This window comes from Mycobacterium sp. E2699 (assembly GCF_001666745.1).
Taxonomy (GTDB): domain Bacteria; phylum Actinomycetota; class Actinomycetes; order Mycobacteriales; family Mycobacteriaceae; genus Mycobacterium.
Window position 1 is genome coordinate 323,675 of sequence record NZ_LZJH01000077.1, and the last position, 13,019, is coordinate 336,693.

A 13,019-nucleotide genomic window follows, 5' to 3' on the forward strand; every position below is an offset into this window, starting at 1 on the left:
CCCCCCGAAGACTCTGCGAGTTCGCGCGCATCACGGCGGCGAAGGCGAATGGTCGGTTTCTGCCGAGCGGGCCGACGAGTGGGCCGCGACCAGGTTGCCGCCGGTCCGGCGCGGTTCCTCGGTTTCGTGTCGCTGGGTACTGTTCGCCCCATGTCTGTGACCACCACGGCCGACGCCGATGGGTAGCCCGAACCTGCTGGCCGGCCGCGGTGTGGTGGTATCCGGCGGCAGCCGCGGCATCGGACGCGCCGTCACCGAACTGCTGTGCGAACTGGGAGCCGGTGTCGTCGTCAACGGCCGCGATGCCGAGGCGGTGGCAGAGACGGTCGCCGCGGTCAAGGACGCCGGGGGCCGCGTCCGCCCGGTCATCGGGGCCGCCAACGACGAGGGCGTGGCCGCCGCGCTCATCGGCGAATGCCTGAATTCCTTCGGCCGACTGGACGCCCTGGTCAATTGCGCCGGCATCGCCGAGCCCGCCGGCTCGTCGATCCTGAATGTCACGCCGGCGGAATTCGACGGCCTGATCGGCGCGCACCTCGGCACGGTGTTTCACACCTGCCGGGCCGCCGCGCCCGTCATGGCCGCCCAAGGGCACGGGACGATCATCAACACCGGCTCGGTGGCGTTTCTCGGTGACTACGGCGGAACCGGCTACCCCGCGGGCAAAGGCGCCGTCAACGGACTGACGATGGCCATCGCGGCGGAGCTGAAGCCGCATGGTGTGCGGGCCAACGTGGTGTGTCCCGGCGCGCGGACGCGCCTGTCGACCGGCTCCGAGTACGAAAAGCACATCGCCGATCTGCACCGGCGCGGACTGCTGGACGAGATGACGATGCGAGCCTCGTTGGACAGCGCTCCGGCCGCGTTCGTGGCCCCGCTCTACGCGTACCTCGCCAGCGACCTGTCGCGCGGCGTGACGGGCCAAATCTACGTCGCCGCGGGCGGATTCGTCGGCAGCTTCGACCGGCCGGCGCCGCGCGTGCTCGCGTACCGCGACCATCACGACGCCCAGCCGTGGTCGGTCGAGGAGCTGCACGGGATGCTCGGCTCGCCGGCGACCGCCTGAGCCGCGCATGGCGGCGTGAACCGACCGGCCGCCGCCTACGTATCCACTTAAGTGACGAGCGGCGGGGCCTTCGCGTCCGGCTACCGGGGTCCGGAGCCATCGGGGCGGGTTACGAAGAGGACGGCGACCGCACTGCGGGTCGTGGTCATCGGCGCCGGCGTCAGCGGCATCTCCGTCGCCCGGGGGCTGCTGCGCGACGGCCATGACGTCACGGTCTTCGATCGGCGCAACGACATCCGCCCGGGCGGCGGCGCCGTGACGATCTGGTCCAACGGCGACGCGGTGCTGCGCCAGCTGGGCGTCGACATGGACGGGGCCGGCCAACTGCTTTCCCGCGTGCGGGTGGTGACGTCGCGCGGGCGCCGGCTGGCGACCCTGGACGTGACCGCGATGGCGAACCGGCTGGGCGCACCCGTGCGGATGGTTCCCCGCCGCGTCCTGCTGGAACGGTTGTTGGAAGGCTTCCCGCTCGACCGCATCCGGAGCCGTGCGCGTGCCGTCGGCGTCGCCGCCACCCCCAGTGGTGCCGAAGTCGAGTTCGAAGACGGCGGCGTCGCGCGTGCCGACGTGGTGATCGGCGCCGATGGTCTGCATTCGGTGCTCCGCGACGCGGTCGGCGCGCCGGCCGCCGAACCGACCGGCTGGTGCAGCTGGCAGGGGCTCCTCGCGGTTCCCGAGCTCGCCGGCACGCGCGTGGCGACGATCGCCGTGGGCGCGCAGGGAAACGCCGGCGTCTGGCCGGCCGGCGGTCCGGAGGTGCAGTGGTGGTTCGACCTGCCATGGTCCTACGACTTCGTCAGGCCGCGGCACCCGCTCGAGGTGATTCGGTCCACTTTCGCCGGCTGGTCCGACGCCATCGACCTCGTCCTGGGCAAACTGAGCGACCACGACCTGCTGGATTCGCCGTACCCCCATTTTCGGCATCCCGTCGCCCCGGCCCGGGCCCCCGGTCCGCTCACGTTGCTCGGCGACGCCGCCCACACCATGCCCCCCACCCTCGCCCAGGGCACCAACCAGGCGCTGCTCGACACCATGGTGTTGTGCAAGGCGCTGTCGCGGGTCCGCGGCGATGCGAACGACGTTTCCAACGCGCTGCGCCGATACGAGACGACCCGCCGCCGCCGCGTCGCGGCGGTGTCGCGCGTGGCGTCAGTGCAGATAGCCCACAGCGAGAACGTGCTGCGGCCGGCGGCGTTGCTCCCGGACCGGCTACACACCTGGCTGCTCACCGCGTTCCTGCAGTTGACGAGTCACCGCCGGGTGTCGGCGGAGATCGATCGGAACCTCGCCGCCGCACCCCCCGTCACGTCGGGCCGCCGGTGAACGCGCCCGCCACGACCGATCTGAGCCCGGCGCGGGAGGCCGGCGGCCCGGTGCGCGTGCGCGCGGATCTCGACGCACCCTCGCGCTGGCGATGGCTCGTCAAGTGGTGCGTGCTGGCGGTGCCGCACTACCCGATATTGATACTTCTGTATTCGGTGTATCCGCTGCTGACGATCGCCGCCGGTGTCGCGATCCTGTGCACCGGGCGCTATCCGCGCCCACTCTTCGACTTCAACGTGGGGGTGCTGCGCTGGTCCTGGCGGGTGATGAACTACCGATTTCCGATGAACAGCACCGACAAGTACCCGCCGTTCGCGCTGGCGTCGCGTCCCGACTATCCCGGCGACCTGGTGGTCGACTACCCCGAGCGGCTGACGAACTCGGCGGTGCTGGTGAAGTGGTGGCTGCTCGGGCTGCCACAGATCCTGCTGTGCTGGGCGATGGAGCCACTGCTGCAGGTGCTTTGCGTGATCTCCGCGGCGTGGCTGCTGTGCACGGGATCCGTGCACCCCGGCATGTTCGACCTCTTGATGGGGATCGTTCGGTGGCGCTACCGGGTGGCGGTGTACGTATCGTTGATGTCCGACGAATACCCACCGTTCCGGCTGGATCAAGGTGGTCGATAACGCGCGAAAATCCTTTCTTCCCTTACGTATACCGGTTCGGTCAGCCGGTTTTCGACCGACTCTTCTACAATCGGTATCGCCGCGCGGCGATCGCACACGCGACCGGCCGGCTGCTGATGGTCGGTCTGGGGCCGGGGACGGACCTGAAGTTCGTGCCCCCCGCGGTGACGTCGGTCGCCGCCGTGGAGCCCGTGGCGGCCTTCCGGCGGATGGCGTCCCGCCTCGCCGACCGCCACGGCATCGCTGCCCAGATCGTCGAGGGGACGGGGGAGGCAATCCCGTTCCCGGACAACACTTTCGATTCGGTCCACATCGGGCTGGTGTTGTGCTCGGTCGGCGATGTGGCGGCCACGCTGGGTGAGATTCGGCGGGTGCTCGTCCCCGGGGGCAGGTTGGTGGTCCTCGAACACGTCCGCGGCGAGGGCGCCACGGGTCGGCTCCAGGACCTCGTCGCAGGGCCGTGGTCCTGGCTCGCCGCCGGCTGCCATCCGAACCGCCGCACCGTCGACGCGATCGCCGCGGCCGGCTTCGATACGACCGCGTTGCGCCGCATCCGGACCCCGGTGCCGTTCCCCTGCAAGCCGCATCTGCACGGATTCGCCACCGCTATGGATGGCAACGCCTGAATCGGCGTGATCGGTTGGGATGCGCTATCTCTCGCCGTCTCGGTCGATTGTGTGGCCGGCGGTCTTGTCACTCGCTCAACCGCATTGATCATTTGTTCGCGTCGGGGCTAGGCCGATTCGTCATCGGGTTATACGCTCGTTCAAGTAAGCCCGGTGAGCCACGCGGCGTCCGGGTCTTGCCCCTCACGGTGGTGGCCCATCGAGCGATCTCACCTGACGCGGGTCAGGTGATCAGTTCGCAGCGCGGGTGATCGGGGCAGGAAATGTCATTTGTCATGGCGGCGCCGGATTTGGTGGCGACGGCGGCCAGGGATCTGGAGAACATCAAGTCGATGCTCAGCGAAGCCAAGTCGGCCGCGTCGGGCCCGACGACGGCATTACTGCATGCTGCCGAGGACGAGGTGTCGACGGCCATCGCGGCGTTGTTCGGCACGCACGGCAAGGCATTTCAGGCGCTGAGCGCGCAGGCGGCGGCGTTTCATGAGGAGTTCGTGCAAACGTTGAACTCCGCTGCGGGCGCGTACGCGAGCACCGAGGCCGCCAGCGTCGCTCCGTTGCACACCATGCCAGCCGGGCTGTTGGCGTCGGCCGCGAGCACCGGCCTCGCCGATATCGCCGGACCGTACCAAACGCTGTTCGCCAACACGGCCGCCAATCTGCAGACACTCGCAAGTGCCATAGCCGCTAACCCGGCGCCCTTCTTGCACCAGTTCATCCTCAACCAAGTCCGCTACGCGCAGGAGATTGCCGCGGGCGTCCAATACGTGTTGCAGAATCTGCCCGCCGTGTTGGCGAGCGTGCCGGCCAACATTCAGGCGCTGCTGGCCTTCAATCCGCTGCCGGTCATCCAGCAGTTCATTGCCCACCAGCTGACCTACGCCCAGATCGTCGCGACATCCCTGCAGAACGCGGCCCGCGACTTCGTAGTCGGCCTGGAGCAATTACCGGCGGCCTTCCAATCCGCCGTCCGGGCCCTCATGGCCGGGAACCTCGGTGGCGCGGTGCACGACATTGCGCAGGGCTTCCTCGGTCTGTTCTTCACCGGCTTCGATATCACCGAGACCGGCGATCCCCTGGTCGCCCCGGGGCTCACCCTCACCGTTACCCCGACGGGCACACTGGGAGACCTGTTACCCATCCTCGCCATTCCCGGGATGATGGCCCAGAACCTCACCAATCTGCTGCCGGCCGGCTCCATCCCGGCGCAGGTCTCGCAGAACTTCACCAACGTGATCGATACGCTCACGGACACGTCTATCAACGCAACCGCGCTACTCGGGCTCGGGACGTCCGGTCTCAGTGCCACCCTCACGAGCGACATCGGGCTGCCGGCGGCGCTTCTCATCGACGCTGTGGGCGCGCCCGTCAACGCATTCGACGCGATGTCTGCCAGCGCATCGCAGTTCGCCGGCGAGCTGCAAACAGGCAATCTCACCGGCGCGATCGCCACACTCATCGACGCTCCGGCCGTCGTCACCAACGGCTTCCTCAACGGAGAGACGACCCTACCGCTGTCAATCCCCTTGCCGGACTTCACCACAAACCTCGGCCCACTGCCCTTCGGGGGCACCCTATCGTTGACGAACGGCAACGCCGACATCAACATTCCGCTCGATGGCCTTCTCGTACCGCAAACCCCGATAACCGGGTCGGTCACCGGAACCGCGACGGGCACTGGTCTTGCGGGTATTGCTGCCGCGGCCCTCGTCAACACCCAACTCCCGCTGAACGTTGACGTTCTGGGCACGCCGACCAGCGGGCTCATCACCGCGCTCCTTGTCTACGCTCCCGAGCAACTCGCGCTGGCGATCACACCTGCCGGGTAGTCCGTTGAACTTTCCGGGTGCCCATCTCGTGTAGCCGTACACGGGGCGTGTCGGCGGTGCTGACGCCGCCGGCAATCGTCGCGGACCGTCGAGGAATGGACTGTCGTGATGAACTTTTCGGTGTTGGCGCCCGAGATCAACTCGGCGCGGATGTTCGCTGGCGCGGGTTCGGCCCCGATGTTGGGCGCGGCCGCCGCTTGGGACGCGCTGGCCTCCGAGTTGGGGTCCGCGGCGTCGTCGTTCTCGTCGGTCACGTCGGGCCTGACGGGCCAGGCGTGGCAGGGTCCGGCCTCGGAGGCGATGGCGGCCGCGGCGGCCCCGTATGCGGGCTGGTTGAGCGCGGCGGCGTCCGGGGCGACCGGGGCCGCCGGCCAGGCCCGCGCGGTGGCCGGTGCCTTCGAAGCCGCACGGGCGGCGACGGTGCACCCGCTACAGGTGGCGGCCAACCGAAATGGGTTGGTGCAGTTGGTGTTGTCTAACCTGTTCGGGCAGAACGCTCCGGCGATCGCTGCGGTCGAGGCCGAGTACGAGCAGATGTGGGCCCAGGACGTGGCCGCCATGGCCGGCTATCACGCCGGCGCCTCCGCCGCGGCCGCGCAACTGCCCGAGTGGCAGCAAGCGGTGCACGGCTTGGCGAGCCGGCTCGCCACGGCGCTGGGCCTCGGCCCGGTGACCAACCCCGTGCCCGGCGACCCCGACTTCATGAGCCAGACGACCGGGTTCGGCGGATTGGTGTCGAACACTTCCGTCGCCGACCCCGACGACAACAACTTCGTCGCGACCAACATCACCAGCCCGTTGTTCACGGCCGCGGTGACCTCCGGCGCCGAGCCGACGCTGGGACTGGGGGCGCCCGGGCAGACGATCTTGACGTTCCAGAGTCCGGTCGCTCCGTTCTTGAACAGTTCGATCGCCCTGCCCGTGACGGATCCGTTGGCCCCGCTGTTCACCGCGCTGCTTCCGCTCGGCTTCTGAGTTCCGGCGCGGGTGACCATTCCGCCTATTCCGCGCTCACGGCCTCGATGATGTTGAGGCGGGCCGCGCGCCGGCCCGGCGGCAGCGAGCCGAGCAGGCTGAGCGTCAGGGCGCCGAGGCAGAAGCCGACCGCCGTCCAGCCCGGGTGAAACGCGACCCGGAAATTCATCATGTCCCCGCTGACCAGGCTGAACAGCCACTGGTCGGCAAACCCGAACATCAGCCCCGACACGCCACCGATGACGCCGATGCCCATCGCCTCGGCCAGCACCATGGCCAGCGTGAACCGACGACTGGCGCCCATCGCCCGCAACACACCGATTTCGCGACGCCGTTCCAGCACGGACAGGGTCAGGGTGTTCAGCAACGCCACCGCGGCCACGCACGCGACGATGATCCACACGGCATTCGCGATGAACATGCTCTGGCGCATCGGGGCCTGTAGGCCGGCCAGCTTGGTGCGACCGTCGTAGACGTAGTTCGGCGCCGGCACCACGCCCCGGACCTCCGCCAGCAGGCGCCGGGTGTCCGCGCCCGGCGCCGCGGCGATTTCGAGCGTCGTCGCCACCGGGCGGTCGAACCAGGCGCGCATCTGATCGAGGCCCATCCCGATCGTGCCGATGACCGTGGAGAAGTAGGGGACGAGGGCCAGCACCCGCGCCGCACGCGCTCCGTGCGGTGTTTGCATCCGCAACTGGCCGCCGACCCGAACGTGCAGGGTCGCGCCCAGGTTCTGCGAGAGCACCACGCCCCGGCCGGCGAGCACGTCGTCGCGAGCACGCTCGTCGAGCGCGCGGTACAGCGGATCGGCCGTTCCAGCGGCGAACCCGTCGAGCATGACGCGGGTGCCGCCCACCTCGGCGAAGCCGAGCGCGCCCTCGGTGACGCGACGTACGCCGGGCAACGCCGTGACCGTCTCCGAAATGCCTTGTGGCAGAGCGTCGGTGGGAAACCCGTCGGGGGCGTTGGCGCTCACCCACACCGGAACCTCGGCGACCGGGGCGAAGATGCCCCGCGCGGACCGGATCATGTCGGCATTGGTGCCGGTGATCGTGACGGTGGTGACCACGGCGATGAGCACCGTCATCACGGTCGCCCACACCCGTCGCGGCGCGCGCTCGATGGTGGCGGCCGCGAGCGCACCGACGGAGCCGAAGGCCCGGGCCACGCCGGCGGTGGCGCTGACAACTGGCACGGTGAGCGCGAAGCCGAGCGCTATCTCGGCGGCGAACACCGCGGAGACGGCGGCAAAGGTGGGGGCGCCACGCTCGTTGAGCACCACCGCGATGGACACACCGAAGACCGCGATCGCCGCCACCCCGCTGGTGATCCGCAGCCACCGCGTCACGCGGTCGGCGGCCGAAACCCCCACGGGCGCCAACGCCTCGATGGGGGCGACCTTGTACACCTGCCGCGCCGCCATCGCCGACGCCACCACGCTGGTGAGCGCCGTCACCGCGACGGCCGCCGGGATGGCGTAGCCCGGCAGCCAGTACTCGATGCGGGCTTCCAGCCCCTGGGTCATGGCCGGAGGCAGTCGGCCAATCGCGATGTGGCCCAGCGCTATTCCGATGGCCGACCCCAGGGCCCCGCCGACGACCCCGAGTATCGCCGCCTCCGCGAGCATGTCGCGGACGATGGTGGCGCGCCGGGCGCCCAGGGCACGCAGCAGCGAGATGGCGGGGCGGCGCTGGCTGATCGCCATCGTCATGGTGGTGTAGATCAAAAACGCGCCGACCATCAGCGCAACCATGGCGCCCATCAGGGCCATGTAGTTCATCAGCTTGACACCGTCGCCGGCACGCGTAGCCCGCATGCCGGGGTCGGCGACGATGGCCCGGCCGTTCACCGCGCGGGTGACGGCCGCGCGCACCTGGGCGAGGTCGGCGCCGGGCTCGGTGGTGATCAGGATCGAGTCGAGCTGGCCCTGCCGCCCGGTGACGTTCTGCGCCAGGGCAAGTGGAGCGAGGACGTAGTGCCCGCCGTTGAGGGCCGCGGCCTGCCTGCCGGTGAGCACCTCGCCGACCGTCACCGGGGCCGAACCAAGCGTGAACGTGTCACCCTTGGCGTGACCGACGCCGGGACCCACCCGGACCGCGTTCGGCGACAGCCGCCCCGGCGCGCCGTCGTCGACCCCGCCTTTCAACGCGTCCTTCAGGGCTCCGCCCAGCGCGGCGAGGCGGTCGTCGGCACCGAACAGCAGGACCGGCCCCGACGGTGTCGACGCCGTCGTCCGGATCATCGGCGCCGCGGTCGCCACGCCGGGAACGGCGGCCACGTCGGCGGTGACCGTGTCGGGAAACCCGGAGTCGGTGATGCCCGACACTTCCAGTGAGGCGACGCCCGCGATCCCGTCGGCGAGCCGATTGACCGATCCGGTGATCGAGCCGAAGATGCCGAAAACCGCGACCAGGTACATGGCCGACACGGCCATCACGGCGATCGACGCGATCGTGCGCCGGCGGTGCACGGCAAGCTCGCGCAGGCTGAACAGGCGCAGCCGGCTCGCCGCGGCGCCGATCACGGAACCCGGTGTCACACCGGGACCGCCAGCCGCTCATCGGAACTGATCCGGCCGTCCTGCAGCATGATCACGCGATCGGTCGCGTCTGCCGCCTCCGCGTTGTGGGTCACCATCACTACCAGCCGGCGGCGGCCCGGATCGTGCGCGACCTCGCCGAGCAGCGCCAGGATCGACGCCCCCGTTGTGGAGTCGAGGTTCCCGGTCGGTTCGTCGGCGAGGATCAGGGGTGGATCCATCATCAATGCGCGCGCCACGGCGACCCGCTGCATCTGGCCGCCCGACAGCTCGGCGGGCCGGTGCTCGGTCCGGTTGCCCAGCCCCACGCGGCCCAGCAGCCGAATGGCGTCCGGTTTGGCCCTGCCCAGCCGGACGCCGTCGAGCAGCTTCGGGACCGCGACGTTCTCCCACGCCGACAGCGTCGGCAGCAGGTTGAAGAACTGGAAGACGAAGCCGACCCGGCGGTGGCGGAACGCCGACTGCTGCTCATCGCTGAGGCGGCCGATCTCGTCGCCGTCGAATTCGATGGACCCCGAATCGGGCGAGTCGAGGGCACCGAGCAGATGCAGCAGGGTGCTCTTGCCCGCCCCCGAAGGCCCGACGACCGAGACGAAGTGCCCGCCGTCGAGGCGCAGCCCGATCTCGTCGAGCGCGCGCACGGACTGACCGCCGACCCGGTACTCGCGCACGACGTCGCGAAGCTCGATGGTCAGCGGTCGGTGCGTCGTAGCACCGCAGGTGTCGATCCGTCCGGACATGATCCTCCCGCGCGTCGCACTCGTCAGCGCACGCACCGCCCCACACAGACCGTGCCCCCGAGGCGCTGGTATCGGAGATAACGAGGCCGCGCCCCGATCGGTTCACTCCGCTTGCGTCTCGTGGGCGGCGATGGCCGAAAGGGATGTTTAACTTTCGCGGCGTCCGGGGAAATCCGACGGTTCCTGAGGGGCGCGCGCCGCACCCGGGGGCTTATTGCGGCCTGTTTCGGAGCGGGCCGGTGATACCACGCCACGGTCATCAACAATTAACGCGTAAAGATTTGTTAAGCAGTGGATGTCCGCATTTTCGCTACCTAAACTCTGTGGGGTTAGGCGGGGATTTACAGGTCACTAGTCGGGCGGGCGGCTATGGAACGACTCAGCGGACTTGACGCATTCTTTCTCTATTTGGAGACGCCGACGCAGCCGTTGAACGTGTGTTGCATTTTGGAGTTGGACACGTCCACGATGCCGGGCGGCTACACCTACGGGCGCTTCCGCGCCGCGGTGGCCAAACGCGTGGCCGCGATGCCGGAATTTCGCATGAAGCTCGCCGATACGCAGCTGAACCTGGATCACCCGGTGTGGGTGGATGACGAGGACTTCCGCCTGCGACGACACTTTCGGCGCATCGGGGTGCCGGCGCCCGGGGGGCGCCGCGAGCTGGCCGACATCTGTGGCTATATCGCCGGGCTTCCGCTTGATCGCGATCACCCGCTGTGGGAGATGTGGGTGCTGGAAGGCGGTGCCCGCACGGGCGCGGTGGCGGTGATGCTCAAGGTCCACCATGCGGTGGTCGACGGGGTCGCCGGCGCGAATCTGCTGGCCCAGCTGTGCACCCTGGAGCCCGACGCGCCGCCACCACAGCCGGCGTGCGGCGCCGGCCGCGGTAATTCGCTGCAGATTGCCGCGAGCGGACTGATGGGTTTCGCATTGCGGCCATTGCGGCTCGCGACCGTGGTGCCGGCGACAATGCTGACCCTGGCGCAAACGATGCTTCGCGCGCGCGACGGCCGCACCATGGCCGCCCCGTTCACGGCACCCCCGACGCCGTTCAATGGCGCCGTGAGCCGGCACCGCAACATCGCCTTCACCCAGCTGGACATGCGCGACGTCAAGCGCGTCAAGGACCGGTTCGGCGTGACGGTCAACGACGTGGTCGTGACCCTCTGCGCGGGGGTGCTGCGGCGGTTCCTGCTCGAGCGCGGCGAGCTGCCCGACCAGCCGCTGGTGGCCACCGTGCCGGTGTCGGTGCACGAGAAGTGCGACCGACCCGGCCGCAACCAGACCACGTGGATGTTTTGCCGGGTGCCGAGCCAGATCGGCGATCCGGCCGAACGCATCCGTGCCACCGCGGCGGGTAATGCCGCCGCGAAAGACCACACCGCGGCCATCGGGCCGACGCTGCTGCACGACTGGACCCAGTTCGGCGGACCAACCATGTTCGGTGCGGCCATGCGGATCCTCCCGCACATCCCGATATCGCACAGCCCCGCGTACAACCTGATCCTGTCGAATGTGCCCGGCCCGCAGAACCAGTTGTATTTCCTGGGCTGCCACGTGGACAGCATGTATCCGATGGGCCCGATCATCGGCAGCGCGGGCCTGAACATCACCGTCATGTCGCTCAACGGGGACCTGGGGATCGGCATCATCGCCTGTCCCGACCTGCTGCCCGACCTGTGGGGCATCGCCGATGCATTTCCCGACGCGCTCAAGGAACTGCTGGAATGCGGAGAGCATCAGCCGGCGGGTAGCTGCCCGAGCTAGTTCTCGCGAGGTCAAGCCACCCGGCGATCGCCCGTCGGCAAGCTACGCTGGCCTTCCGAACCTCAGGAGGGCTGGTGGCCGATGCAACCTAACCCGCTCGACCCGGTGGCCAGCGAACGGCTGTCACACGCAGGCAAGGTCTTCACCTCCGACCTGTCGATCAACGAATTCGCCTTGCTGCACGGGGCCGGTTTCGAACCGATCGAACTCGTGATGGGCGTATCGGTCTATCACGTCGGCTACCAATTCACCGGCATCAGGCAGCAATCCGAGCTGCCCGTGCTCACCGAGGCGACCTACCGCGCGCGGTGGAACGCGATGTCACGGATGCAGGCCGAGGCCGATTCGCTCGGCGCCGACGGAGTGGTCGGCGTCCGCCTCGAATGGCGCCATCAGGGGGAGGGTGAGCACCTCGAGTTCATCGCGGTCGGTACCGCCGTGCGGTACACGCCGAAGCCGGGTGCGTACCGACGCCCCAACGGCCAGGCGTTCACCAGCCATTTGTCCGGCCAGGACATGACGACGCTGCTGCGGTCCGGGTACGCCCCGGTCGCCTTCGTGATGGGCAACTGCGTGTTTCACGTTGCCGTGCAAGGGTTTATGGCGATGATGAAGCAGGCGGGACGCAATACCGAGATGCCGCAATGGACGCAGGGCAGCTACCAGGCGCGGGAGTTGGCGATGTCGCGCATGCAGAGCGAGGCCGAGCGCGACGGCGGAAACGGCGTCGTCGGCGTGCATTTCGCGATCTCGAACTATGCCTGGGGGCATCACACGGTGGAGTTCTACGTCGCGGGAACGGCCGTGCGCCGCGGCGGCGAGGCGCAAACCCTGACGCCGTCGTTCGTCCTGCCGATGAGCGATTGATGACAGGCTTCGACCACGAGCGGGTCAGTCACGCTATCGCGTCGGCCCTGGCCGGCCCCGGAGGCGTCGCCCTCGTCGTTAAGGTGTTCTCCGGTGTTCCCGGGGTGATCGTCGTCCCGGCGCGGCGGGGCTTTTTCCGCTCGCAGCCGGAGCGCGTCCAGATCGGCGACTGGCGGTACGAGCTGAGCGCCGACGGCCGGCTCGGCGCCGCCCATGTGGTGAACGGCGTCGTCCTCGCCGAGGAGGTGCTCGCCGCCGGCGCCGTCGGTCCGCATATCGCCCGCGCGCTCGGGCAGCTGGTCACCGGCTACGGTCCGACGATCATTCCCAACATCGACGCGGCGCTCGAAGCCCTGGAGACCGGTTCCGGGACCCGCTTCTGACGTCAGTCGGCCGGTTGCTGCTGGTCGAGCGCCACCACCCACCTGCTGAACCGCCACGCGCCGTCCCGCTTGACCGCGGTGAACTCGTAGCGGCCGGTCAGGTCGGGGGTGGGCGGGCCGCCGTCTTTGACCGCGAAGACCTGGACATAGCAGTGCCCGGTGGCCTCGCTGTCGCTTTGGCCGGAGAACCAGAACGAGTTCAGCGCGTGGCGCCGCTGGTTGTTCTCGGCCTTGAATCCCGCCTTCCTCACCGCGAGCAGGCTCATCACCGTATCGAT

The 13,019-nt window shown here is 69.1% G+C and carries 11 protein-coding genes and 1 pseudogene; 9 read left to right on the plus strand and 3 right to left on the minus strand.

Annotated elements, in window-relative coordinates; genetic code table 11:
- The first annotated feature begins 178 nt into the window (after positions 1-178).
- The 6 genes and pseudogenes from A5696_RS13390 to A5696_RS28365 all read left to right on the plus strand — a co-directional run.
- Positions 179-1,066: an SDR family NAD(P)-dependent oxidoreductase gene (locus tag A5696_RS13390; RefSeq protein WP_067879110.1), complete on the plus strand. Its 888-nt coding sequence runs from the start codon at positions 179-181 to the stop codon at positions 1,064-1,066.
- Between the two features lie 132 nt (positions 1,067-1,198).
- Positions 1,199-2,389 (plus strand): NAD(P)/FAD-dependent oxidoreductase, encoded by a 1,191-nt coding sequence (locus A5696_RS13395; RefSeq protein ID WP_067879260.1) that lies wholly within the window; start codon positions 1,199-1,201, stop codon positions 2,387-2,389.
- Positions 2,390-2,445: 56 nt separating this feature from the next.
- Positions 2,446-3,015, plus strand: coding sequence for a DUF4389 domain-containing protein (locus A5696_RS13400; protein WP_067879266.1), 570 nt, complete (start codon positions 2,446-2,448; stop codon positions 3,013-3,015).
- Complete coding sequence (locus tag A5696_RS13405) at positions 3,012-3,641, plus strand: class I SAM-dependent methyltransferase (RefSeq protein WP_067879263.1); 630 nt, start codon at positions 3,012-3,014, stop codon at positions 3,639-3,641. The genes A5696_RS13400 and A5696_RS13405 overlap by 4 nt, the downstream gene beginning before the upstream one ends.
- Positions 3,642-3,904: 263 nt before the next feature.
- Positions 3,905-5,467 (plus strand): PE domain-containing protein, encoded by a 1,563-nt coding sequence (locus tag A5696_RS13410; protein WP_067879113.1) that lies wholly within the window; start codon positions 3,905-3,907, stop codon positions 5,465-5,467.
- A gap of 108 nt (positions 5,468-5,575) precedes the next feature.
- A pseudogene (locus A5696_RS28365) lies at positions 5,576-6,137 on the plus strand (PPE family protein); the annotation flags it as partial.
- A gap of 330 nt (positions 6,138-6,467) precedes the next feature.
- Here the strand turns inward: A5696_RS28365 and A5696_RS13420 are convergent.
- Both A5696_RS13420 and A5696_RS13425 read right to left on the minus strand, forming a co-directional pair.
- Positions 6,468-8,981 carry an FtsX-like permease family protein gene (locus A5696_RS13420; protein ID WP_067879116.1) on the minus strand — a complete coding sequence of 838 codons (2,514 nt, stop codon included), beginning with the start codon at positions 8,979-8,981 and terminating at the stop codon, positions 6,468-6,470.
- Complete coding sequence (locus tag A5696_RS13425) at positions 8,978-9,676, minus strand: ABC transporter ATP-binding protein (RefSeq protein ID WP_067879269.1); 699 nt, start codon at positions 9,674-9,676, stop codon at positions 8,978-8,980. The genes A5696_RS13420 and A5696_RS13425 overlap by 4 nt, the downstream gene beginning before the upstream one ends.
- A 414-nt stretch (positions 9,677-10,090) precedes the next feature.
- Between A5696_RS13425 and A5696_RS13430 the strand changes: the two genes are divergently transcribed.
- From A5696_RS13430 to A5696_RS13440, 3 genes are all read left to right on the plus strand, one after another.
- Entirely contained in the window at positions 10,091-11,491 is a 1,401-nt protein-coding gene (locus tag A5696_RS13430) for a wax ester/triacylglycerol synthase family O-acyltransferase (RefSeq protein WP_067879120.1), read from the plus strand.
- An 81-nt stretch (positions 11,492-11,572) separates the two neighbouring features.
- Positions 11,573-12,358 (plus strand): heavy metal-binding domain-containing protein, encoded by a 786-nt coding sequence (locus tag A5696_RS13435; RefSeq protein WP_067879123.1) that lies wholly within the window; start codon positions 11,573-11,575, stop codon positions 12,356-12,358.
- Positions 12,358-12,741, plus strand: a complete 384-nt coding sequence (locus tag A5696_RS13440) for a DUF5073 family protein (RefSeq protein WP_067879128.1) — start codon at positions 12,358-12,360, stop codon at positions 12,739-12,741. The genes A5696_RS13435 and A5696_RS13440 overlap by 1 nt, the downstream gene beginning before the upstream one ends.
- A gap of 2 nt (positions 12,742-12,743) precedes the next feature.
- Here the strand turns inward: A5696_RS13440 and A5696_RS13445 are convergent.
- On the minus strand, positions 12,744-13,019 hold a 276-nt coding region (locus A5696_RS13445; protein WP_231964313.1), incomplete at its 5' end, for a nuclear transport factor 2 family protein.